General features: G+C 43.6%; 17 protein-coding genes. 12 read left to right on the top strand and 5 right to left on the bottom strand.

Features of this window, described 5'->3' with window-relative positions:
• Positions 1 to 84: 84 nt before the first annotated feature.
• Entirely contained in the window at positions 85 to 855 is a 771-nt protein-coding gene (locus ACED28_RS16580; protein ID WP_004736532.1) for an ABC transporter ATP-binding protein, read from the bottom strand.
• 791 nt (positions 856 to 1,646) lie between these two features.
• On the opposite strand from ACED28_RS16580, the gene ACED28_RS16575 reads away from it, so the two are divergent.
• From ACED28_RS16575 to ACED28_RS16555, 5 genes are all read left to right on the top strand, one after another.
• Positions 1,647 to 3,188 (top strand): DUF3360 family protein, encoded by a 1,542-nt coding sequence (locus ACED28_RS16575; RefSeq protein ID WP_009846317.1) that lies wholly within the window; start codon positions 1,647 to 1,649, stop codon positions 3,186 to 3,188.
• A 307-nt stretch (positions 3,189 to 3,495) separates the two neighbouring features.
• Positions 3,496 to 5,772: a formate C-acetyltransferase gene (gene pflB, locus ACED28_RS16570; RefSeq protein ID WP_371710293.1), complete on the top strand. Its 2,277-nt coding sequence runs from the start codon at positions 3,496 to 3,498 to the stop codon at positions 5,770 to 5,772.
• A 201-nt stretch (positions 5,773 to 5,973) separates the two neighbouring features.
• Positions 5,974 to 6,975, top strand: coding sequence for a lipid A deacylase LpxR family protein (locus tag ACED28_RS16565; RefSeq protein ID WP_371710292.1), 1,002 nt, complete (start codon positions 5,974 to 5,976; stop codon positions 6,973 to 6,975).
• 163 nt (positions 6,976 to 7,138) lie between these two features.
• Positions 7,139 to 7,879 (top strand): pyruvate formate lyase 1-activating protein, encoded by a 741-nt coding sequence (gene pflA / locus ACED28_RS16560; RefSeq protein WP_009846312.1) that lies wholly within the window; start codon positions 7,139 to 7,141, stop codon positions 7,877 to 7,879.
• A gap of 221 nt (positions 7,880 to 8,100) precedes the next feature.
• The gene (locus ACED28_RS16555; protein WP_009846313.1) at positions 8,101 to 8,601 is read left to right on the top strand and encodes a YfbU family protein; all 501 of its coding nucleotides are present in this window, start codon (positions 8,101 to 8,103) and stop codon (positions 8,599 to 8,601) included.
• A gap of 108 nt (positions 8,602 to 8,709) precedes the next feature.
• Here ACED28_RS16555 and ACED28_RS16550 read toward each other — a convergent pair whose 3' ends face one another.
• A complete protein-coding gene (locus tag ACED28_RS16550; protein WP_371710291.1) occupies positions 8,710 to 9,465 on the bottom strand; it encodes a MipA/OmpV family protein in 756 nt (251 codons plus the stop codon).
• Between the two features lie 354 nt (positions 9,466 to 9,819).
• Between ACED28_RS16550 and ACED28_RS16545 the strand changes: the two genes are divergently transcribed.
• The 3 genes from ACED28_RS16545 (at position 9,820) to ACED28_RS16535 (ending at position 14,743) form a co-directional block, all read left to right on the top strand.
• The gene (locus ACED28_RS16545; protein WP_371710290.1) at positions 9,820 to 11,754 is read left to right on the top strand and encodes a PrkA family serine protein kinase; all 1,935 of its coding nucleotides are present in this window, start codon (positions 9,820 to 9,822) and stop codon (positions 11,752 to 11,754) included.
• Positions 11,755 to 11,897: 143 nt separating this feature from the next.
• Positions 11,898 to 13,169, top strand: coding sequence for a YeaH/YhbH family protein (locus tag ACED28_RS16540; protein WP_102512516.1), 1,272 nt, complete (start codon positions 11,898 to 11,900; stop codon positions 13,167 to 13,169).
• Positions 13,170 to 13,180: 11 nt separating this feature from the next.
• Positions 13,181 to 14,743: a SpoVR family protein gene (locus ACED28_RS16535; RefSeq protein ID WP_017102060.1), complete on the top strand. Its 1,563-nt coding sequence runs from the start codon at positions 13,181 to 13,183 to the stop codon at positions 14,741 to 14,743.
• A gap of 209 nt (positions 14,744 to 14,952) precedes the next feature.
• Here ACED28_RS16535 and sohB read toward each other — a convergent pair whose 3' ends face one another.
• Complete coding sequence (gene sohB, locus ACED28_RS16530; protein ID WP_371710289.1) at positions 14,953 to 16,020, bottom strand: protease SohB; 1,068 nt, start codon at positions 16,018 to 16,020, stop codon at positions 14,953 to 14,955.
• Between the two features lie 137 nt (positions 16,021 to 16,157).
• Here sohB and ACED28_RS16525 point away from each other — a divergent pair, with 137 nt between their 5' ends.
• The 4 genes from ACED28_RS16525 to ACED28_RS16510 all read left to right on the top strand — a co-directional run bounded on the left by ACED28_RS16525 (position 16,158) and on the right by ACED28_RS16510 (position 22,421).
• Entirely contained in the window at positions 16,158 to 16,898 is a 741-nt protein-coding gene (locus ACED28_RS16525) for a YciK family oxidoreductase (protein ID WP_029225624.1), read from the top strand.
• A gap of 155 nt (positions 16,899 to 17,053) precedes the next feature.
• Complete coding sequence (gene imuA, locus ACED28_RS16520; RefSeq protein ID WP_102248932.1) at positions 17,054 to 17,761, top strand: translesion DNA synthesis-associated protein ImuA; 708 nt, start codon at positions 17,054 to 17,056, stop codon at positions 17,759 to 17,761.
• Between the two features lie 3 nt (positions 17,762 to 17,764).
• Positions 17,765 to 19,234, top strand: a complete 1,470-nt coding sequence (locus ACED28_RS16515; RefSeq protein WP_371710288.1) for a DNA polymerase Y family protein — start codon at positions 17,765 to 17,767, stop codon at positions 19,232 to 19,234.
• Between the two features lie 94 nt (positions 19,235 to 19,328).
• Positions 19,329 to 22,421, top strand: a complete 3,093-nt coding sequence (locus tag ACED28_RS16510) for an error-prone DNA polymerase (protein WP_371710287.1) — start codon at positions 19,329 to 19,331, stop codon at positions 22,419 to 22,421.
• A 309-nt stretch (positions 22,422 to 22,730) separates the two neighbouring features.
• Here ACED28_RS16510 and ACED28_RS16505 read toward each other — a convergent pair whose 3' ends face one another.
• Complete coding sequence (locus tag ACED28_RS16505; protein WP_009848992.1) at positions 22,731 to 23,672, bottom strand: chemotaxis protein CheV; 942 nt, start codon at positions 23,670 to 23,672, stop codon at positions 22,731 to 22,733.
• A gap of 167 nt (positions 23,673 to 23,839) precedes the next feature.
• Complete coding sequence (locus ACED28_RS16500; RefSeq protein WP_017097686.1) at positions 23,840 to 25,057, bottom strand: ROK family protein; 1,218 nt, start codon at positions 25,055 to 25,057, stop codon at positions 23,840 to 23,842.
• Between the last annotated feature and the right edge of the window lie 360 nt (positions 25,058 to 25,417).

Genomic DNA, 25,417 nt, shown 5'->3' with positions numbered 1-25,417 from the left:
TTTGTTGTTACTTATTAACTTACTTGTTGTGTTTCATTGTTAACACTGTCGCCATTTACCTTAGCAACAGCATTTCAATTCTGATTAGTAAATCGATGAGATAAATTGTTGTAATCGCTCAGATTCAGGCTCAGTAAACAGTTTAGCTGGATCGCCTTGTTCTTCCACCAAGCCTTGATGTAAGAACATCACATGATTTGATACGTCACGAGCAAAAGCCATTTCATGTGTTACCACAAGCATGGTTCTTCCCTCTTCTGCTAGATCGCGCATTACACCAAGTACTTCTCCTACTAACTCAGGATCAAGTGCCGATGTTGGTTCATCAAATAGCATTACTTCAGGATCAACCGCTAACGCTCTTGCAATCGCAGCACGCTGTTGTTGTCCGCCAGATAAATGACCCGGGTAGTAATCTTTGCGTTCATATAGCCCTACTTTCTTCAGTAGCAGCTCAGCATTTTCAATCGCTTGTGCTTTAGGTACACCTAAGACATGAACAGGCGCTTCGATAACATTTTCGAGAACGGTCAGATGAGACCACAGGTTGAAACCCTGAAAAACCATTGCTAAGCGAGAACGGATTCGCTGTACTTGTTTTTCATTGGCAGGAACAGAAACACCTTGGCGGTTGTTCTTCATTTGAATTAATTCACCATTAACCCAAATCTCGCCAGCAGTAGGTGTCTCTAAAAGGTTGATACATCTAAGGAAAGTACTTTTACCCGACCCTGAAGATCCGATAATCGATACTACATCGCCTTTATGCGCAGAAAGTGAAATTCCCTTTAAAACTTCATTTTGACCAAACGTTTTGTGTAAATCCTTTATGTCCAGCGCTGGTACATCTTTCATGCGCTTTCTCTCCCAAGTTTGTGAAAATGCAAGGTACTCCGACCTTTTCATGCGATACAAACTAGCACCACACGAAACAACATGCAACAAATTATTAACCTAATAATTGAGAATAAATAGCGATTAACTCTGACTTATTATGCAATGAATAGCGTTTTAGTCTCAATTTACTGAATGAAATGTATCAACAAGCTGTAATTGCGACTCTGACATTGTTTAAATAAAGTTAATCAAAATGAGATTCTCGTAGCTTGATGCCTCACAAGAAAAACACGTTTTGTGAACTTAAAAACTGCGCTTCCGACAAAATCTAACACCCGCAGTAGTACACCAAACTCACTATACGAGAACGTTATTTGAAGGTCGTTGAGTGGTTAAAACTTCATAGGCAACTAAGAGACCAGTTACTAATAGTGAAACCACTCAGTAAGTAAGAGGTATCCGGCTGATGCTATGTAGAGCAAGACATGAAGAAGATAGCTAACGTCAATTTGTGAAAACTAATTACACAATTCATCAACGGTACGTTAATGAATCGCTTCGTTTTGTAGCTTTCTTTCACATAAACTCATAAAGTGATCAAGATCAATCACCCTAAAGGGTAAGCTTGTTAGACTTAGCAGCAAAGAATAAGGCATTAAAAATGCCAAACATTTCTTTTAACTTAGCTGCATAAAGCACATCAAAGCCGTGCAACATAATATTAATAAGTTATAACTAAGAAATAACGCAATTACGCGAAATTTTATAATTCAATTTTAGAATTACTAACATAAAAATATGAGGAATCTATGTCAGACGTTGTGAATAATGCGAACTCTGAAGTAGAAGAGAAAAGCTATAAAGAGCTACACCGCCCTGCTTCTGAGTTTGAGAGCCGCTCAGATTACTTAGATCACGAACTTCAAATCATGAAGCCTCGTCGTTTTGGCCTAAACCTTCCAGGCCGTGATTTCCGTTTTGAACTTGAAGATCTTGTTCCTGCACTTGCTGGTACCATCGGTATCATCGCGATGTACTCTGCAGTAATGATGTCTTGGGCTGACGGCCTAACTCAAGCTTGGGATCACGTAAACCTAGGTAAAGACTTCGCGATTGAAGTTGCTCGTGTAGAAATGCTAATTCCTGCACTGCTGTTCTGTATCCTTGCTTCTGGTTTTTTCAACCCTAAAGCAAACCTTGCCGGTAACCACGGCCCAATGATTCCTCTTATTGGTACCATCGCTCTCGCTGGTGCTCACCCTCTTGCATTGGCTATCCTTATCGGTGTCTTCGGTCTAATCCTAAGTTTCCTAAAAGGCGGCTCCAAGCTGGTTAACCTGACTTCGGAAGGTACCGCTGGTGGCTTGCTCATTTTCTTAGGCCTAACGGGTACCATGAGCCAAATTAACTCGATTCAAGCATGGGCGGTTGGTCTTCAATCTTCTACTGTTGAAGCGGGTAGCATGGGTTACGTTGGCTTAATCGTTCTTGCTATTACTATTGCTATCTATGCTTTCTTAGCAAAAGTAAACAAGCGTTGGTTAGCTATCCCAGTTTGTGCATTCACAGGCCTTGCTATTGCATTAGCATTGGGCGCTGGTTTCGATATCGTATTCGAAACTGAAATGGGTATCCCAAACCTAAACCCAGTTTACTGGTGGGGTTCGACTTCTGAAGGTTGGATGCTTGGCTTGCCAAACGTTGAACACTTCATCGCTTCTCTACCATTTGCAATCCTAGCGGTAGCGATGTGGTCACCTGACTTCCTAGGTCACCGTATCTTCCAAGAACTAAACTACCCTAAAAAGTCTGAAAAAGTTCTGATGGACGTTGATGACACTATGACTATGTGTTCAGTTCGTCAAATGGTGGGTACAGCGGTTGGTGGTGGTAACATCACTTCTTCTTGGGGTACTTACATGATCCCAGCAGCAATCGCGAAACGTCCAATTCCTGGCGGCGCAATCTTGCTTGGTTCTCTATGTATTATTGTTGCGATTCTTGGTTTCCCAATGGACGTTGCAGTATGGCCACCAGTGATGCGTGTTGCGCTACTTGTAGGTGTATCTCTACCTCTACTTGAAGCGGGTATGCAAATGGTTAAGGATTCAAAGGATTCTCAAGCAGCTGGTATCTGTATCTTCGGTTCAGCGGTTGTTAACCCTGTATTAGCATGGGCTCTGACTATGCTTCTTGATAACAACGGTCTAATTGGTGATAAAGAGCGTGCGAAGCGTCTATCATTTGTAGACAAGATTGTAATCCCAGTTGGCGTTTTAGTTATCTGTTTAGTAGCAATGCTTGCAGTTGGTATGCTAGAAAGTCAATATGGCCTAAAAGCTTGGCTATAATGCTCATTACTACACAAAAGTAGTATTGGGATTAAAAAAAAGTTTGGGTGGCAACCCCTGCCACTCAAATTTTTTCAATTTTTTTTGGCGTTTATTGATTTAGTTTAAGGTTTGCAGAAATTTTTTAGCGTAGTCTTGAATACATAGAGTAAAGACAACATATAAAAGGTAGTGACAATATATATAACCATATGACGCTCATATGCTCATATATATTGTTATTAATAAGAGTGTACTACCCTTACGAGGGGCGCTGGCTCAACAGTGTTAATGTACGTATTTTTTCTACTAAAAAGGTAGGTATGTCATGGCAGAGCAATTTGCTAAAGCTTGGGAAGATTTTGCTGCAGGTGAGTGGCAAAGCGAAGTAAACGTTCGTGATTTCATTCAAAAGAACTACACGCCATATGAAGGCGACGAGTCTTTCCTAGTTTCTGAGGGTACTGAAGCAACTAACAAGCTTTGGTCTTCGGTAATGGAAGGTATCAAACAGGAAAACGCAACTAAAGCACCTGTAGATTTCGATACTTCTGTTATCTCTACCATTACTGCTCACGATGCAGGTTACATTGAGAAAGATCTTGAGACTATCGTTGGTCTACAAACTGAGAAGCCACTAAAACGTGCAATCATCCCTAACGGTGGTGTACGTATGGTTGAAGGTTCTTGTAAAGCATACGGTGAAACTCTTGACCCAATGGTTTCAAAAATCTACTCAGAATACCGCAAAACACACAATGCTGGCGTTTTCGATATCTACACTCCTGATATCCTAAAATGTCGTAAGTCTGGTGTTCTGACTGGTCTTCCTGATGCTTACGGCCGTGGTCGTATCATTGGTGACTACCGTCGTGTTGCACTTTACGGTATCAACTTCCTAATGAAAGACAAAGCTGCTCAATTCGCTTCTCTACAAGAGCGTTTCGAGAACGGCGAAGATCTTGCTGCTACAATGCAATTGCGTGAAGAGATCTCTGAGCAACATCGTGCTCTAGGTCAAATCAAGCAAATGGCTGAGAAATACGGTTTCGATATCTCTGAGCCAGCTCAAACTGCTCAAGAAGCTATTCAGTGGACTTACTTCGGCTACCTAGCTGCGGTTAAATCTCAAAACGGTGCTGCAATGTCTCTAGGTCGTACTTCGACTTTCCTAGACATCTACATCGAGCGTGATATCGCTGCTGGCAAAATCACAGAAGACCAAGCACAAGAGATGATCGACCACTTCGTAATGAAGCTGCGTATGGTTCGTTTCCTACGTACTCCTGAGTACGATGAGCTATTCTCTGGCGACCCAATCTGGGCTACAGAGTCTATGGGTGGTATGGGTGTTGATGGTCGTACGCTAGTAACGCGTTCGAACTTCCGTTTCCTTAACTCTCTATACACTATGGGTCCTTCTCCAGAGCCAAACATCACAGTTCTTTGGTCTGAGCAACTGCCTGACGGCTTCAAGCGTTTCTGTGCGAAGGTATCTATCGATACTTCTTCTATCCAGTACGAAAATGATGACCTAATGCGTCCTGACCTTGGTTCTGATGATTACGCAATCGCTTGTTGTGTATCACCAATGATCGTTGGTAAGCAAATGCAGTTCTTCGGTGCTCGTGCTAACCTTGCGAAAACAATGCTTTACGCAATCAACGGCGGTGTGGACGAAAAACTTAAGATGCAAGTTGGTCCTAAAGAAGCGCCAATGACTGACGCTGTTCTTGATTACGATAAAGTAATGGACCGTCTAGATCACTTCATGGACTGGTTAGCTAAGCAATACGTGACAGCTCTAAACAGCATTCACTTCATGCACGACAAGTACAGCTACGAAGCGTCTCTAATGGCTCTTCATGACCGCGACGTTCGTCGTACTATGGCTTGTGGTATCGCTGGTCTGTCTGTTGCTGCTGACTCACTGTCTGCAATCAAATTCGCGACTGTTAAACCAATCCGCGACGAAGATGGCATTGCAACTGACTTCGAAATCGAAGGCGATTACCCTAAATACGGTAACAACGACTCTCGTGTAGATGACATTGCTTGTGAACTAGTTTCTACGTTCATGAACAAGATCCGTAAGCTTAAGACTTACCGTGATTCAATCCCTACACAGTCAGTTCTTACTATCACGTCTAACGTGGTTTACGGTAAGAAAACAGGTAACACTCCAGACGGTCGTCGTGCTGGCGCTCCTTTCGCTCCTGGTGCAAACCCAATGCACGGTCGTGATGAGAAAGGCGCTGTAGCTTCACTAACGTCTGTAGGTAAACTACCGTTTGCTGATGCTCAAGATGGTATCTCTTACACTTTCTCTATCGTGCCAAACGCGCTAGGTAAAGAAGAAGATAGCCAACGTGCTAACCTTGCAGGCCTAATGGATGGTTACTTCCACCACGAAGCTGGCATTGAAGGTGGTCAACACCTTAACGTGAACGTTCTTAACCGTGAAACTCTAGAAGACGCAGTTAAGCACCCTGAGAAATACCCTCAGCTAACGATTCGTGTTTCTGGTTACGCTGTACGCTTTAACTCTCTGACTACAGAGCAGCAAGCTGACGTAATCGCACGTACATTTACTGAGTCTCTATAAGCTCACGCTCAATAGACAGTAAAAACTATTAGCCTCGCCAATGTGCGGGGCTTTTTTATATCTACTCTAAATCTCATCAATACCCCCTCCCCCAAGAAAGATTAGATTGGCCACAAAAAGCACACTCGCATTCACTTTTTTTCTACAAATCCACTCAAACTACGGTACTATTTCTGTTCATCATTTTAGAGTAACCGCTACATGAAATACCTTCGTTATTTACCACTGATTCTCCTCTCTTGTTCATCACTGGCATCTGAACGCTCTACGTTAACTTTTGCGTTAGACAACGATGGTATCTTTGGTGTCGACCAAGACTATACCAACGGTTTATTTCTGGGTTACACATCGTCAAGTATTACGCCATACGCTTGGGTAAAACCATTGAGCCTTTCCTATTGGGGCGCAAGCTCTTTAGATAAGTGGGAAATCACCATTGGTCACAAGATGTACACGCCTTCTGACATTGAATTAGAAAAACCATCAGCCAATGATCGTCCATACGCAGGTTACCTACATACAGAATTCAACTACATCAGCTTGAACCCACAACAAGCCCAGCGTTTTAACATCACGTTTGGTACTACAGGCGAGCGAGCACTTTCCGAAGACGCTCAAAAACTGGTTCACTCAATCACTAAATCAGACGAACCTATGGGTTGGAAGTATCAAGTTGATGATGAGTACGCAGGTAGCCTTGGTTACTTAAGTCATTTCAACCTAATGCGTAATCAAGCATTAGCGAATACTGACTTCGAGATATCTAACGTATCAGAGATCAACGTTGGTAATTTTAGAAGCGACATTTCTACTGGATTTATGTTCCGTTGGGGTACTGACTTGGGCGGCAACTTTGGCGCAGCGAACATCAGCACAGAAAACCCATTCAAAGCAGGCATGATAGGTGCTTCAAATACAGGTTGGTTTACTTACGCAGGTCTTGAAGGGCGTTACCGATTTAATGACCTGACTGTCGAAGGGGATCGTTCCGGTGTTAATGATTATGCAAAGAAAAATGACCAAGATCCTGCGATCTACGATGTCACTTTAGAGAACATTCAAGCGACAGCGATACTTGGTGTTGCTTGGTATAACCAATACGTTGGTGCATCTTTCGCACTTACCGCAAAAACACCCGATTACCAAGAAGCAACAAAGTCAGTGTACGGTACTGGTGGCATCGCTATGTTTGCTTTCTTCTAGCCATAGAAAAGGCTTTCACCGCCTGCTTTTCAAGTTAAATAAAGGCAATCATCTTCACAGGTGATTGCCTTTATTTTTAAAGACCTAGTTACCATTTGACCCTATTTTATGTACCGTTTTTGTAATAAAATAAACGGTATAAATTCCTATACGAGAATAGCTCATGTCTACAACTGGTCGCATTCACTCATTCGAATCTTGTGGTACTGTCGATGGCCCTGGTATCCGCTTTATTGTGTTTCTTCAAGGCTGCTTAATGCGTTGTATGTACTGCCATAATCGCGATACATGGGATCTTCATGACGGAAAGGAAGTAACGGTCGAAGAGATCATTAACGAAGCAAAATCATACCGTCATTTCATGAAAGCCTCTGGCGGTGGTATCACCTGTTCAGGTGGCGAAGCGATGCTACAACCTGAGTTTGTTCGTGATTTTTTCCGCGCGGCTCAAGCTGAAGGCATCCACACTTGTCTTGATACTAATGGCTATATTCGTAAACACACTGAAGTGGTCGATGAAGTACTAGAAGCCTCTGATCTGGTAATGCTGGATCTTAAACATATGCGAGATGAAATTCACCACGATTTCATTGGTGTATCCAACCGACGTACTCTGGATTTTGCACGCTACCTACACAAAATAGGTAAGAAGACGTGGATTCGTTATGTGATTGTTCCTGGCTACACAGATACGCCAGAAGATGCGCATCTTCTGGGTGAATTCATTAAGGACATGGATAACATCGAAAAAGTAGAACTGCTTCCATACCACAAGCTAGGTGCTCATAAGTGGGAAGCATTGGGTCACGACTACCCTCTTGAAGGTACAAATCCGCCAAGCAAAGAAAAAATGGACGAGATTGTTGCTATCCTCAGTCAATACCATTCAAACGTAAAATACTAATTTAGACTTACGTTAATAGTGATTTCAAACGCCTCAATTTCGATTGGGGCGTTTTCTTTTTTGGTTAAAACAATCCTTTCACTTTTCTTTACAACTTTTGTTTATCAATTCAAAAAATCATATTAAATCCGTGTTGAGATCATGTTTCCACTCTTAGGAATGCTGTTACTCTTACTGCAACAAAATAATATAACATTTAGTTTTTTAGTGAGGTTCCTCCCATGGAAATGACCAATGCTCAGCGTCTAATTCTATCAAATCAATACTACCTAATGTCTCAAATGGATCCTGAGAACTCAGCTAAATACCAGCGTCTACAAACGATTGTAGAACGTGGTTACGAACTCCAAATGCGTGAGCTTAACAAAGAATTTGGTTGTTTAACTGAAGCAGAATGTCGCGAAATTATCGACATTATGGAGATGTACCATGCGATGCAAGAGTCGAATAAAATGCTTGCAGATCAAGAGCGTGCGGAAGTCGACCAACGTCGTCTACAATTCCTAGGTTTCGATATTGCTTCTGAAGCACAAATCGTACATTACGTGCGTTTCCTTGTTGACTCTGAAGGACTTTACCCTCAATTTGACAAAGCAGATCACCACTTCAATAGTCAAATGCCAATGTTAGAAAAGTACCGTCGCATGCTAACAACGTGGCGTAACTGCCCTCGTCAGTACCACCTATGTGCGACAGAGCTATCTCAAATATTTAGTGCTTAGTGCATTAGAAGATTAGCTTTAACTAGGCTTATAAAATTTCAAAAAAAGGGTTACTCATCATGAGTAACCCTTTTTTCTTTTCGTCTATAACGAGAAAAACAACAGCACCTAGAAGACGTATGCTACGCCAACATTCGCTGCCATATTAATACCGCTTTCAAGTATTGGGCTGTTCTCAATATCACCTTCAAGGTTGGTATATCGCACACCGCCGGTTACTCGAACATTTGGCGTCACATGCAGATAACCACCTAAACCAATAAAGTACTGACCATCCCAGTCTGCATCGAACTCGTTCAAATTAGTTCTCGACGCTTCTGCTGAACTCACCCCGTACAGGTGATTATTCAAACGCTTACTGTTATACGAGTAACCAATAGATGGTGTAATCGCCCAGCCATTACGACGAATTGGTAGGCGCCATGCCGCTTCTGCATAGATGCCATTGTGCCTAAACCCTAAGTCTGAGCCCGCTGTCGCTTCAAACATACCGACCAATGTAATCACTTGATAGCTTACACCTCCCAACACCGACGCTTTACGCTCATCTAACTTCTGGATATCAGCATTATCAGAGTCACTTGGCTTTAATGTTCTTGGATCATAAACCGCTCTAAACACAATATTCTGTGGTGAACCTGCAGGTAGCAAGCGATAACCCGCACTGAATCCACGCATGAAAAAATGCTCACCTTCATAACTAATCATGGGAATCACCGTACGATTTGACGGCGTCTCTTTATAGACAGCAGGAGAATAAGAGGCGGCAACGCCCAGTGACCACTGCGATATTTTTGCATGCGTTGCTGTCGAAGCCAGTAACGCCACACTGATAGCCACTATTTTTAACCCATTATTCTTCACTATATTTACCTATTTATTGAGCAACTTTGGATAACGCTGCGCATTATATGGTACTTCATTCCAAAAAATCAATAGAGCTCAGTTATACATCTAATACACATAAATCCAGTGTGAGTATTGTTAAGCGACCTAAAATCACAAAACAAACGGTTAGATCCGCTCGAATGTAAAATAATTCGATTCCACACGCCTCAAGTTGCCTATTGCGCTCGCTACGTTTTTCACACGCAAAATTGTAAATAAATACATAATTGTTAAGCAAAATTGTCGAAGCGGGTCTAACCTTAAAATGTAGGGAGAGCCTATTTTTCAATCGCTCGTCAGTTTTGACTGGTTAACAAGGGGAATGTGACTATGAGTATTTTTGACCACTATCAATCACGTTATGAAGCAGCCAAGGAAGAAGAGCTGACATTGCAAGAGTTCTTAGGGCTGTGTAAAGACGATAAAAGTGCGTACGCGAATGCTGCCGAGCGCTTATTACTCGCCATTGGCGAACCGGAGGTCATTGACACTGCTCAAGATCCTCAACTAAGTCGTATTTTCTCGAACCGTGTCATCTCACGCTACAGTGAATTTAAAGATTTCTACGGCATGGAAGACGCGATTGAACAGATTGTTTCTTATCTAAAACATGCAGCGCAAGGTTTAGAAGAACGTAAGCAAATCCTTTATCTACTTGGCCCTGTGGGCGGTGGTAAATCTTCCCTTGCTGAAAAACTCAAAGCACTGATGCAAAAGCTACCAATCTATGTGCTGTCTGCCGATGGTGAGCGAAGCCCAGTGAATGATCACCCCTTCTGTCTATTTGACGTAAACGAAGATGGCGAGCTTTTGAAACAAGAGTACGGAATAGAGAAACGTTACATACGCTCTATCATGTCACCTTGGGCAGCAAAACGCCTCCATGACTTCGGTGGTGACATATCCAAATTCAAAGTCATCAAACTGCGCCCTTCTATTCTCGACCAAGTTGCGATCGCGAAGACAGAACCTGGTGATGAAAACAACCAAGATATCTCTTCACTTGTAGGTAAAGTCGATATTCGTAAACTTGAGCACTTTTCTCAAGATGACCCTGATGCCTACAGTTACTCTGGTGCACTGTGTAAAGCAAACCAAGGTGTGATGGAATTCGTAGAGATGTTCAAGGCGCCAATCAAAGTCTTGCACCCACTCCTAACGGCAACACAAGAAGGTAACTTCAACGGTACTGAAGGACTTTCTGCACTGCCATTTGACGGTATGATTCTAGCTCACTCAAACGAATCCGAGTGGCAGACCTTCCGTAACAACAAAAACAACGAAGCCTTCCTCGACCGTGTGTACATTGTAAAAGTCCCTTACTGTCTGCGCGTCTCTGAAGAAGTTAAGATCTACCAAAAACTGCTTGAGCACAGTGAGCTATCCAAAGCCCCTTGTTCACCAAGCACACTCGATCTGCTATCGCAATTCAGCATCCTATCGAGACTGAAAGAGCCTGAAAACTCTTCTCTGTTCTCAAAAATGCGTGTTTACGATGGTGAAACTCTAAAAGACACCGATCCAAAAGCGAAGAGCTACCAAGAGTACCGAGATTATGCCGGCGTTGACGAAGGCATGTCTGGGCTATCAACGCGTTTCGCCTTTAAGATCCTGTCTCGTGTATTTAACTTCGACCAAGCCGAAGTGGCGGCAAACCCGGTTCACTTGTTCTACGTGATTGAACAGCAAATTGAACGTGAGCAGTTCCCTCAAGAGACCGCTGAGAAGTATCTTGAGTTCTTGAAAGGATACCTAGTACCGCGTTACGTAGAATTCATTGGTAAAGAAATTCAAACCGCTTACCTAGAGTCTTACTCTGAGTACGGACAGAATATCTTCGACCGCTATGTCACCTACGCGGACTTCTGGATTCAAGACCAAGAGTACCGCGATCCAGAAACAGGACAGCTATTTGACCGTGCTTCTCTGAATGGTGAACTAGAGAAAATCGAGAAAACAGCAGGGATCAGTAACCCTAAAGATTTCCGAAATGAGATTGTGAACTTCGTGCTTCGTGCCAAAGCCAACAATAACGGTCAAAACCCAGTTTGGACGAGCTACGAGAAACTGCGCACTGTAATTGAGAAGAAAATGTTCTCTAACACAGAAGAGCTACTTCCTGTTATTTCGTTCAATGCTAAGACCTCAACGGATGATCAGAAAAAACACGACGACTTCGTTGCTCGTATGATGGAAAAAGGCTACACCGAGAAACAAGTGAGACTGCTATCTGAGTGGTACCTAAGAGTTCGTAAATCCTCATAACCAAACTGTATTGAGCTGCTCAATTGGGCAGCTCGTACAAACCAATAACTTTATACCCTAACGAACGAATAGCTTTAGTAAACTAATAACTCTTATACCCGAATAAAAAGTAGGATCGCAACATCAGCTGAGAGGGAGTTCTTATGGCACAATTTATCGATCGGAGGCTCAATGGCAAGAATAAGAGTGCTGTGAATAGACAGCGTTTCTTACGACGCCATAAAGAGCAAATCAAAGAATCTGTGGCCGATGCAGTCAACCGACGCTCAATCACCAATACTGAAACCGGTGAAGACGTCACTATTCCCCATAAAGACATCAAAGAGCCAAGCTTTCACCAAGGTCAAGGCGGCGTAAGAGAACGCGTTCACCCAGGTAATGACCAGTTCATCACGGGCGATAAAATTGAACGTCCTAAAGGTGGCGGTCAAGGTGGTGGCGCAGGCCAGGGTGACGCAAGCCCTGATGGCGAAGGCCAAGATGAATTTACATTCCAAATTTCAAAAGATGAATATCTTGATATTCTCTTTGAAGATTTAGCTCTTCCTAATCTAGAGAAGAATCAGGTCAACAAAATCACCGAATGGAAGACACATCGCTCTGGTTATCAAAGCGCGGGGATTCCTTCCAACATCGCAATCGTGCGTTCACTGCAGCAATCTCTGGCTCGTAGAACCGCGATGACAGCAGGTAAAAAGCGCGAGCTTAACCTACTGATGGAGCAGCTTGACCAAGTTAAAATGACGGAACCAGCACAACCCTTTGAAGAAAGTCGTTTAAAAGAAGAGATTGCCGAGTTACGTAAAAAAATTGAAAGCGTGCCATTTATTGACACCTTCGACCTGCGTTTTAAAAACTACGAGAAGCGCCCTATTCCATCTAGCCAAGCCGTTATGTTCTGTCTAATGGATGTATCTGGCTCAATGGATCAAGCCACCAAGGACATCGCAAAACGCTTCTACGTACTGCTTTACTTATTCCTCAATCGCACATATGAAAACGTCGATGTTGTGTTTATTCGTCACCATACTCAGGCTAAAGAAGTTGACGAACATGAGTTCTTCTATTCACAAGAAACTGGCGGCACGATCGTTTCTAGTGCACTGAAACTAATGAAAGAAATTGTCGCAGATCGTTATCCTGCTAATGAGTGGAATATCTACGCAGCACAAGCTTCTGATGGAGATAACTGGGCGGATGACTCACCTCGCTGTAAAGAACTGTTGGTCAATACGCTATTGCCGACTTGCCAATATTACTCTTACATCGAAATTACGCGCCGTTCACACCAAACGCTTTGGCACGAGTACGAGAAGCTAGAAGCGAGCTTCGATAACTTCGCCATGAAGAACATTAAAACGGTGGATGATATTTTTCCTGTGTTTAGAGAACTGTTCCAGAAAGAGACTGCGTAAGGGAGTTTGCCATGACAGCGAAATCAAACGTTGCAGAGAAAGACAAATCTGCACAGAAGAAAAACGACAAGATGCTGCCTGATGGTCCAGATTGGACGTTCAACCTCTTGGAACAATATCACGTAGAAATTAAGCGTGTGGCGCAGCATTACCGTTTAGACACTTACCCGAACCAGATTGAAGTGATTACCTCTGAGCAGATGATGGATGCTTACTCCAGTATTGGTATGCCCATCAATTACAACCACTGGTCTTTTGGTAAGAAGTTCATCCAGACAGAGCAAAACTACAAACACGGCCAAATGGGCTTAGCGTACGAAATCGTGATCAATTCAGATCCATGTATCGCTTACTTAATGGAAGAGAACACTGTCACCATGCAAGCATTGGTAATGGCGCATGCCTGTTACGGCCATAACTCGTTCTTTAAGGGTAATTACCTGTTCCAAACTTGGACTGATGCAAGCTCGATTATCGACTATCTATTATTCGCGAAAAAATACATTACCGATTGCGAAGAAAAATACGGTGTAGCTGAAGTCGAGAAACTTCTCGATTCTTGTCATGCTCTCATGAACTACGGCGTAGACAGATACAAACGCCCAGAAAAGATTTCCATTGCGGAAGAAACCGCAAGACAAGAAGAACGTGAAGCGTATCTGCAATCTCAAGTGAACGAACTTTGGAGAACGGTTCCTCAGAACAAAAGTAAGGAAGAAGAGACCAAGATACGTTTCCCTAGTGAGCCTCAAGAAAACATTCTGTACTTTATTGAGAAGAACGCCCCACTGCTTGAACCTTGGCAACGTGAGTGTGTTCGTATTGTTCGCAAGGTAAGCCAATACTTCTATCCTCAGAAACAAACTCAAGTAATGAATGAGGGCTGGGCAACCTTCTGGCATTACACCATTCTTAACCACCTTTACGACGAAGGCTTGGTGAGTGATAAGTTCATCTTAGAATTCCTACACAGCCACACCAGTGTGGTTGCTCAACCCGCCTACAATAGCCCTTATTTCAGCGGAATAAACCCTTATGCGCTTGGCTTTGCGATGTTTAGAGACATTCGACGTATCTGTGAAGAACCAACCGATGAAGACAAAGAATGGTTCCCTGAGTTAGCCGGAAGTGATTGGTTAGAGGCGGTGCACTTTGCCATGCACAATTTCAAAGATGAAAGCTTTATCAGCCAATACCTTTCACCAAAAATCATTCGAGACTTTAAGTTGTTCTCTGTGCTCGACGACGACCGCAAAAACACCATTGAGATAAGCGCTATTCACGACGATCCGGGCTATCGCTTAATTCGTGAAAAGCTTGCGGCGCAGTACAATCTAAGCAACCTTGAGCCGAATATTCAGGTGTTTAATGTCGATGTTCGCGGTGACCGCTCGATGACACTGCAATATGTACCTCACGGCCGTATCCCGCTTGATAAAGGCTACGACGAAGTGATGAAACATCTCTATCGCTTATGGGGCTTTGATGTGATTCTGGAAGAGCTCAAAGACACAGGTCATCGAGAGATTCTGACCACTTGTCCAAAACGCAATGACTATGGAGCCAAGATTTAATATCAATCACAGTAAGTCAGTGCTTGGTATAAAACTCCGCTCCCCCTACAACATAGTGGTCACCCGCTCGGAAGTGGAGCAATAAAAAAGCGCATAAGTCTTATGACTTATGCGCTTTCTTTTTAAGGCTCAAACGTCTGCAAATGAACGTAAGGCACTAAACCTAGAACTAGAACTAGAACTAGAACTAGAACTAGAACTCAATAAGCTTAAACAATCGGCTTTTGACCACGTTCAATCAGCTTCATCAGCGCGCTGTCTGCAGATTTACCTGCCACGCCCGCTAGTTTGTCTGACAGCTTTTTCTTCTGTACGTAGTGAATCGCTAGAACTGTTTTGTCCTTACATGCCGCTACGACTAAATCATCAGAAGTGCTAATCTCATCCACCAGCCCAAGTTCATGCGCTTGTGTACCAAACCAGTGCTCACCCGTTGCTACTTTGTCAAGATCTAGCGCAGGTCTGTGGTCACGGATGAAATCTTTAAACAAACCATGAGTTTCCTCTAGCTCTTCTTTAAACTTCTCGCGTGCTTTATCACTGTTCTCACCAAACATAGTAAGCGTGCGTTTGTACTCACCTGCCGTTAGCTGTTCGAATTCAATGTCGTGCTTTTTAAGCAGTTTGTTGAAGTTTGGCAGTTGAGCGATAACACCAATAGAACCAACAATAGCAAACGGTGCAGATACGATTTTGTCTGCGATACATGCCATCATGTAACCGCCACTTGCTGCGACTTTATCTACCGAGATAGTCAGAGGCAGACCTGCCGCTTTGATACGGTCAAGTTGAGAAGACGCCAGACCATAGCCGTGAACCATACCACCGCCAGACTCAAGCTTAAGCAATACTTCATCACCTTCACGAGCAACAGCCAGAACCGCCGTTACCTCTTCACGTAATGAAGCCACTTCTTTCGCATCAATGCTGCCATTAAAATCAAGAACGAATAGGTGTGGTTCACGCTTGCTATCAAGCTCCCCCTCTTTCGCTGCTTTCTTCACTTCTTTGCCACGTGATTTTACTTTTTCTTTTTCCGCTTTCTTTTCTGCTTTATCACGTGCTTTGATAAAAGCATCATCATGTAAATGGTGCTCTAGTTGTTCAATCGTTTGTTTGTGGTGCTCAGATAGGTTCGTGATTTCCAGCTCACCTTTAATCGCGCTTGATTTTCCACCCACAGATTTAGCTATCACTAAAATTGCAATGATGGCGATTACAACGGTCGCAATCTTGGCTAAAAACAAGCCGTAGTCCAACAAAAATTCCAATGTCATATCCCCTATTGTATGAATTAGTGTATTGTAACCATCTTGTCACGATTACCAAGAATTTCTCATCATTCCTGCGGTTATCTGTGTGATTAAACATCAATGGAATGACGAACATAATAAAAGAAAGAAGGATAAGCACAGTGGATTACCCAATCTCTACAGATGCCCTCAAAGATAAAGTAATTTTGGTTACAGGTGCCGGTGCTGGCATTGGTCGCCAAGCCGCGCTAAGTTTCGCTCAACATGGTGCAACTGTTATTCTGTTAGGACGCAATGTCAAAAACCTTGAATTGATTTACGATGAAATCGAAAGCGCTGGTTACCCACAGCCTGCGATTATCCCATTGGATTTAAAAGGCGCGACAAAACAGAACTACATCGACATGGCTGAAACCATTGAATCACAGTTCGGTCGTTTAGATGGTCTACTGCATAACGCAGGTGTGCTTGGCACGTTAAGTCCATTCGATCAAATCGATGAAGAAACGTTTGATGGCGTCATGCAAATCAACGTTAAAGCTGAATTTCTAATGACTCAAGCGTTACTGCCTGTCATTAAGAAAGCGGAAGCGGGTCGTATTGTCTTTACCTCTTCAACGGTTGGTCACTCTGGCCGCGCGTTCTGGGGTACTTACGCAATTTCAAAGTTTGCTACAGAAGGCATGATGCAGATCTTAGCCGATGAGCTTGAAGGTACCGATATCCGCGTTAATGCGATTAATCCGGGCGGCACTCAAACACGCATGCGTGCAAAAGCGTACCCAGGAGAAGATGCGAATAAGCTAAAAACGCCACTCGACATCATCCCTCTGTACCTACACTTAATGAACCCAAGTGTGACAGACATTAATGGCCAATGTATCGATGCTCAACCTAAGTAACTGATATCATTAACCAACAGTAAAAAGTCGCTTCCATAGCGGCTTTTTTTGTATCTAAATCAACCATCTAATATTTAGTTCACCTGATTTTCGTCATTTTGCTTTGCATCTTTTTCATTGTTAAATATACTGTATAAATATACAGGTATTTGATTATGCATGAACTAATAAAAAACTTACAAGACCGCCAGCTAATCTGGAAAGGGTTACAATCAACAACGCAAGGCAGCACCACTTCGACAGGCTATCCTCAATTGGATAAACAGCTTGATGGCGGCTTCCCGACGCACGGCGTTATTGAGGTTGAAACACAACAAGGGATCGGCGAACTTCGTCTACTCACTCCTTATTTAGCTCAACAAAAATCGCAGAAGTTGGCCATTTTCATCAACCCTCCAGGGAAGATCTGTGCCGAGTTTTTTAGCAACCAAGGCATTGAATTAGAGAACATTCTCGTTATTCAGCCTCAACGTGATCTCGATGCGTTATGGGCCGCAGAGCAGTGTCTCAAGAGTGGTGCCTGTCATTCTGTTTTGCTATGGGGAGCGGAGCTAGAAATTCACCAAACCAAGCGCCTGCAAGCGGCAAGCGAAACGGGCAAGTGTCTGCAATTTCATTTTAAAACCACCAGCCATAATCAGTTATCCCTACCCGTTTCTTTAAGCATGAAGCTGTCTTCTCACATCCAAGGGTTAAAGGTTGAAGTCACGAAAAGAAAAGGCAGTTGGTCGTATGGCAGCTTTATTCTAGACATGACACACAACTGGCCGTTACTCACAGAGAAAGTCATTCATGAAGACAATTTAGATCGTGCTTTGTCAGGTAACACTGTGCTGGCTTTTCCTATTGCGAAGCAAGGCTAACGTATGCTGTGGTTGTATCTGCATTTCTCATCCCTACAATTGGATACCTTGTTTAACTCTAATGAATTGGGTTCGAGCGAAGACTCACGCGAACAACCCATTATCATCGTGGATGAAAAAGATCACCGAGTACTGCAAGCAAACCCAGCTGCGTTGCAATCGGGAATTTCACTTGGTATGGGCTTAGGATCTGCGGCGGCGCTGTGTCACAACTTACACGTCCACCCTTACAGTATTGAACTGGAGAAAAGTAAGCTCAAAGAGATCGCTCAATGGGCGTATTTGGTCACTTCCGACATGGCGTTATTGCCACCTAATGGTTTGTTGATTAAAGCCTCTAACATGCTGTCACTTTACGACGGGCTAGATAACTACTGGCATGAGCTCAAAAGCCACTTGGAGACGCTCAATATCCAGTTCAGCTTCGCTACGGGTTATTCGCCGCTTGCTGCGATCCTTTTGGGTAAGCAAGCGATCAATCAAGCAACAAACAATATTGAGCAGATGAAAACTTGGGTCAATCAACAAGCATTGAGTTCCAGTGAGCTACCGACCAAGCAAGTGGAACGCCTGAACCGTGTCGGTATCAATACCGTTGAAGACTTATTAAAGCTGCCTTTGCAAGAGGTCGCGCGTCGCTTTGATATCGACCTGGTGAATTATGTCGGTCGCCTTAATGGGCAGTTCAAGCACCCAATTGATTTCTATCACCCACCAGAGAATTTCCAGCAATATTTGGAGCTGTTGTTTGATATTGAAAACATCCTATTTATCGAAAAGCCGTTGCTGAAATTACTGAATCAACTCGAGTGTTTTTTGAAGCTGCGCGACCGAGTGGCTTTCGAGTTAACGCTGACTTTGCACCTAAGGGATAAAGACGACCATCATGTCTCTTTTTATTCCGCGCAGGGCGATTACCTTGCAGTCAAATGGGCAAACCTAACGCATCTAACCTTAGAGTCACTGAAGATAACAGCACCCGTACAGGGGCTGACTCTCTCTTTGATTCGTCATGGAGAACCGCAAGTCGCCTACCATGATCTTTTCGATGGCAATACAGGAACGCTTGCTGCGCTAGATTTGCTCTCGCTGCTTCAAGCAAAGCTTGGGCAAGCTTGTATTCAGACTCCCAAAATACTGCACGATCCAAGGCCAGAAAAGGCCAATCAGTATTCGATCCCAACACTGAGTAAGTCTGTGGCAAAAAAGCAAACGCCCCCAGAGAGCGAGCAAAAAACCATAGATCTCAACGTCCATCAACAACGACTCCGGCCCAGTATTTTACTGCCAGAGCCCGAAGCCTTAACCGAAAGCGTCACCTTATCTCAAGGCCCTGAGCGCATTGTGTCTGGCTGGTGGGACGGAGAGAAGATCATTCGTGACTACTTTATTGCTCACAGTGAAAACGGTCGATGGTTATGGGTATTTAGAACACCAGATAAACAGTGGTTTTTGCACGGCTTATTTAGCTAACCAACAAAAGTTGAATCGCCAACCCGCACCATTTACTCAATTTAAACGCCCTTTTCAATCATCTTCACTCGCAATGGTTAAGTGAGATTACGTTATGTCTCAGCAATACTCAGAGCTTTTCTGTCAAAGTAATTACTCCTTTCTAGAGGGAGCTTCACACGCGGAAGAGCTTGTTTTACAGGCCGACTTCTTACGTTACAAAGCACTCGCGGTTACTGATGAGTGCTCAGTAGCGGGCATCGTTAAGGTTCACTCTGCGATAAAGCAACATAAACTGTCGCTCAAGCAAATTGTCGGGAGCATGTTTTGGTTAAATGAAGAGTGCCAAGTTGTCTTGTTATGTCCGAATAGACAAGCCTACGCCGAGCTGTGTCGTATTATTACCAATGCGAGACGTCGTAGTAGCAAGGGACATTATCAGCTCTCTGAGTGGGATATCATGTCGGCTAAACACTGCTTTATTCTTTGGCTTCCTCAACAGAAAAATGAAGACGCACACTGGGGGCAATGGCTCTCCCAGCATCATTCAGGTCGGCTTTGGATCGGCTTACAACGACACCTAAAACAAACCGACCAGCATTACACAGATTACTGCGTTGAGCTGTCACAACATCATCAACTGCCGATAACAGCGTGTGGTGGCGTGCTGATGCACAACGCGAACCGCTTACCCTTGCAGCATTCACTCACTGCGATCAAATACCAACGTCCCATTACTGAAGTGGGCAGTCACTTACTCGCTAATGCCGAGCGCTGTTTACGGAGTATCAATAAGATCTCTCATATATTCAAAGCTGAGTGGCTAGAAGAGAGCAACCGAATCGCTGAGCTGTGTGAATTTGATTTAGCCAGCTTGCGCTACGAATACCCAAGCGAGCTGATCCCTCAAGGTGAGACACCCATGAGCTACCTACGCATGTTAGTCGAAAAGGGAAAACGAGCTCGCTTCCCGCAAGGTGTACCTAATGACATTCAACAAATCATAGATAAAGAATTGAGGCTAATTGACGCGCTTGACTACCCTTTCTTTTTTCTCACCATTCACGACATCGTCATATTTGCCAAAAGCCAAGGCATTCTTTACCAAGGTCGAGGTTCAGCGGCCAATTCCGTGGTCTGTTACTGCCTAGAGATCACCTCTGTCGACCCAAGACAAATCTCAGTGCTATTTGAACGCTTCATCAGTAAAGAGCGCGATGAGCCGCCCGATATTGATGTCGATTTTGAGCACGAGCGCCGTGAAGAAGTCATCCAATACATCTACAAAAAATACGGTAGAGAACGTGCAGCACTTGCCGCAACTGTCATTTCATATCGCTTTAAAAGCGCGGTCAGAGATGTCGGCAAAGCTTTAGGGCTACAAGAAACTCAGCTTGATTACTTTATAAAGAACACCAATCGCAGGGACAAAAGCTTAGGTTGGCAGGCTCAGCTCACTCAATTGGGGCTACAGCCTGATTCTTTGAAGGGACAGCAGTTTATCCATTTGGTTAATGAGATCATCGGCTTTCCACGTCACCTGTCTCAGCATGTTGGCGGCTTCGTGATCTCTTCTGGGCCTTTGTATGAATTGGTTCCCGTCGAAAATGCGGCTATGCACGATCGAACCATAATTCAATGGGATAAGGATGATCTTGAAACATTGGGGCTGCTGAAAGTTGATGTACTCGCGTTAGGTATGCTCTCTGCGATTCGTAAATGTTTCGACCTGATCAAACGCATTCACAGGCGATCACTGACCATTGCTGAGATCACCCGCCTTAAGGATGACCCTCAGGTTTACGGCATGATTCAGCGAGCAGACACCGTCGGGATCTTCCAAATAGAGTCACGCGCGCAAATGAGCATGCTGCCAAGGCTCAAACCAAGGACTTATTACGACTTGGTGATTCAAATTGCTATCGTACGTCCTGGGCCTATTCAAGGCGATATGGTTCACCCATTCTTAAAGCGCCGAGATGGTATTGAGCCAATCAGTTATCCATCTAAAGACGTGGAGTCGGTACTGTCGCGCACTTTGGGTGTGCCGATATTCCAAGAACAAGTGATTAAGCTCGCGATGGTTGCCGCAGGATTCACAGGTGGAGAGGCGGATCAGCTCAGACGCGCGATGGCCGCTTGGAAGAAAAATGGCAACGTCTTTAAGTTTAAAAACAAACTCATCGAGGGAATGCAAAAGCGTGGCTATGAGACAGAATTTGCTGAGCAGATCTTTAAACAGATATGCGGCTTTGGCGAATACGGTTTTCCTGAAAGTCACTCGGCTTCGTTTGCGGTGTTAGCGTATTGCTCAGCTTGGTTGAAATGCTACTACCCAGAATGCTTCTATGCTTCCTTGCTCAATAGCCAACCTATGGGGTTTTATAGCCCATCACAGTTGGTACAAGACGCACAACGACACAATGTGGTAGTTCTTCCGGTATGTGTGAACGCCTCACAAGACAACCACACTGTCATCGCTCATCAGAATGGTTTAGCGATTCGCTTAGGGCTGCGACAAATCAAAGGATTCAGCGAACATGGGATTCAAAGCGTGCTCGCCAATCGGCCACAATCCGGTTATCGCCACCCTAGCCAGGTGAAACAGTTATCGATGAATAAGAAAGATATCGAGCTACTGGCATCGGCCAATGCGCTACATAACGTATCGGGAGACCGCTTCCAGACTCGCTGGGCGATCATGGACTCCGCTTCTGATTTACCTCTGTTTAGCCAAGTCTATGACGATGTTGGGGATGGACATGACGAACATGCACTGCACAAACCCAATGAGATGCAAGATCTACTCGAAGACTTCACCAGTGTCGGAATTTCATTGAACAAACACCCAATCACTTTGCTAGAAGAAGCGGGACGATTAGGTCGATTCACACACATGAAGGATTTAATACAGCAAAGACACAAATCTATGGTCACGGTTGTTGGATTAGTCACAGGAAAACAAGCTCCCGGAACCGCGGCAGGTGTTACCTTTGTTACATTAGAAGATAACACGGGCAATATTAATGTCGTGGTATGGGGAGCAACCGCGCGCTCTCAACAGCAAGCTTATCTGACAGCCAAAGCGTTAAAAGTACAAGGAATATTAGAAAAGGAAGGCGAAGTTGTGCATGTTATAGCGGGTAAACTCATCGATATTACCGATGAAATTATTGGTTTGAACACCAAATCCCGAGATTTTCATTAACGAATCAAGTTGCCCTCCAAGAAACGCTAGAAACGAAAAAGGGAAGCATCCGCTTCCCTTAAATTCAAGTTGTTGAGTTATACCTCAACGTCCGCTTCCGTACGTCTTTTCTTAAATTCCCTATACAGTAATAAGCTCAAAGTCATGACGACTTTAGACGTTAACCATATCATTCAGAGGAACTACCTTAGATTGTGCATGAAAAGTTACGTTAGTAGTTGAGCATATTTTGTTAAAAAACATGCTGTATCAAATACTAGCAAACGTTTTCGCCAAGGTCATTCGAAACAAACCGTACAGCTGCATTAATTACAAAATCTGACGCATTCGCTCTTGAGTTACTTCAACTAAGAGGTCTGGTTGGAATTTAGAAATAAAGCGATTACACCCTACTTTCTCAACCATGGCTTCATTGAAACTACCACTTAATGAAGTATTTAGCGTAATAAACAAGTCATGCATTCGAGGATCAGTTCGAACTTCATGAGTCAGTTTGTAGCCATCCATTTCTGGCATTTCAGCATCGGTGATCATCAACAGTATTTCTTGATTGATGTCTTTGCCTTCATCACACCACTTCTTAAGTAAAGTCAGTGCTTCTAAGCCGTCACAACATTCGATAATGTTCAAACCAAGTTGCGACAAGGTGCCTTTGATCTGGTTGCGTGCTGTTGAAGAATCATCCACGATAAGCACATTACGGCCAACCATTTCATTCGCTAACTGCTGATCTAGAACACCGTCAGAAATCGACACATCGTAGTCGATGATCTCCGCTAACACCTTTTCAACATCGATGATCTCAACGATTTTGTGCTGCTCTTCTTCTTGGATATGCGTGATAGCAGTTAGGTAGTTTGCTCGACCCGTAGTCTTTGGTGGCGGTTGGATTTCTGTCCATGTCGTATTCACGATATTGCGAACTTGTCCAACCAAGAAGCCTTGTACGGTTCGGTTGTATTCGGTAATGATCAAGTTGTTTTCTTGAGTCTCATCACGTGATGGTGGGAAACCAATCGCACTGCGTAAGTCAATCACAGGTACAGATTCACCACGTAAAGAAGCAACACCCGTAATATGATGGTGAGAGCCTGGCAAGCGAGTGAGTACAGGCACTTTTAAGACTTCTTTCACTTTAAATACGTTAATCGCAAATAGTTGGCGACTATTTAAGCTAAATAACAAGAGTTCCAGACGGTTTTCACCGACGAGTTTAGTTCTCTGATCAACAGAATTTAAAACGCCAGACATACAACACCTTAGTGACAAATAATAACTGTGGCTACAATAGCCTAATTCGATAGGTTAAAGCAAAGCGCAAATACACAGATGCTTAAACTAAGTACAACAAATGCTGTTATACATAGTTTAAGTGCATGGAAAGGGTTAAAGGAAGGCTAAAAACGATAAAAAAAGGGTTAGCCTTCAATCACTTTCATTAACAATTGGCCATCATATAAAGCTTGTTTAACAAGCGCAGCACCTGGCATGGTGGCTTGTTTATAGAATCGAGATTCCACCAGCTCTAAATCTTGATGGTAAACCGATAAACTCTGCTCTTCGATACACTTTTGAATCGCAGGATACAACACGCTTTTAGCCTGATTGATAACACCACCTATCAAAATTTTCTCAGGATTGAACAGGTTGATCACAATCGCTATCGCGGCACCTAAGTAACGACCTAACTGCTCAATCACTTCAACAGCCAGTGGATCACCATCAGCAGCAGCAGCGCAGATCTGTTCAATTGTGACATCTTCAAACGCCGTTAGTGATGATGCCTCGCCATTAGCCAGTCTTTCTTTGACTTGCTCACGGAGAGCCTGTGAACTAGCAACCGTTTCTAAACAGCCATGATTACCACAATGACAAAGCTTGCCTTGTCTATCGATCTGAATATGACCCAGCTCACCGATGTTACCGTGGCGACCTTGCAATACTCGACCGTCGAGAATGATCCCAGCGCCTACACCGTGGTGAATCGAGATAAGAACGGAATTATCGTTATCTTGAGAGTGACCAAACAGCTTCTCTGCTAATGCCCACGCTCGGGTATCATTGGCAATAAAGACAGGTAGACCTGTTTCTTTGTAGATCTCAGGACCCAACGCTAAGTTTTTAACGTTGTAGTGTGGCATCTGCAACACAATTCCCTGCTCAGAATTCACAAGCCCAGGTAGCGTAACCGCAATACTTGTTACCCTATCGAGTTGCTCGGCATAAGTTTGAAAAAACTCATCAATTTCATGCAGAAGACGCGCAAGTACATCGTCTTGGTCACGTTCATGAATATCAATCTTAGTATCGATAAGTACATCGCCACCCAATTCATGAAGCGCGATAGTGAGATACCCACGACCAAGACGCATCGACAGAAACTGCCAACCTTCGTTATTGGTTTGCAGACCGACAGCAGGACGCCCACGAGTCGTGGCTTCTTGAACCGTCGTTTCGTGAATAAGGTGAGCTTCAATGAGTTCACGGGTAATTTTAGTAATACTCGCCGGGGCCAACTCACTTTGCTTGGACAGATCGATACGAGAAATAGGACCTTTAAGGTCAATTAGTTTATATACACGACCAGCATTGACCTGTTTGATATGATCAATATGGCCCGGTTGAGCCATGTACATTTTACGCTCCAGAAATCATCAACGCGGTAATTTTTTTACTTTGCGAAGTAATTGTGAAGTCACTTGGTATATCGCCGTGACCCGTATCACGTATATACATGAATCTTTGTGTATCTAGTCAAATAGTTCGAGAAAAATTAGTACCTACATCGATAAATTGAGACTTAATTTTCTCAATGAAACATCGTTATTGAGCCCTGAATTCAATAATTAGATACAAATAAAGAAATATCCTCCTAGCTCCCAATAAATAATCAATTAATGCATATACTTAATTAAGGCGCGTTGACCTTTCGTGGTTAAACTTTGTTCGAGATAAAAGCGTTTTAATCGCGGCGAGGGAGAAGTAGCCTAGTCATT

The sequence above is a fragment of the Vibrio sp. 1F253 genome (assembly GCF_041439295.1).
Taxonomy (GTDB): Bacteria; Pseudomonadota; Gammaproteobacteria; order Enterobacterales; family Vibrionaceae; genus Vibrio; species Vibrio tasmaniensis_A.
Note: the sequence above shows the minus strand (reverse complement) of the source record. Positions and strands in the feature narration are given on the sequence as shown.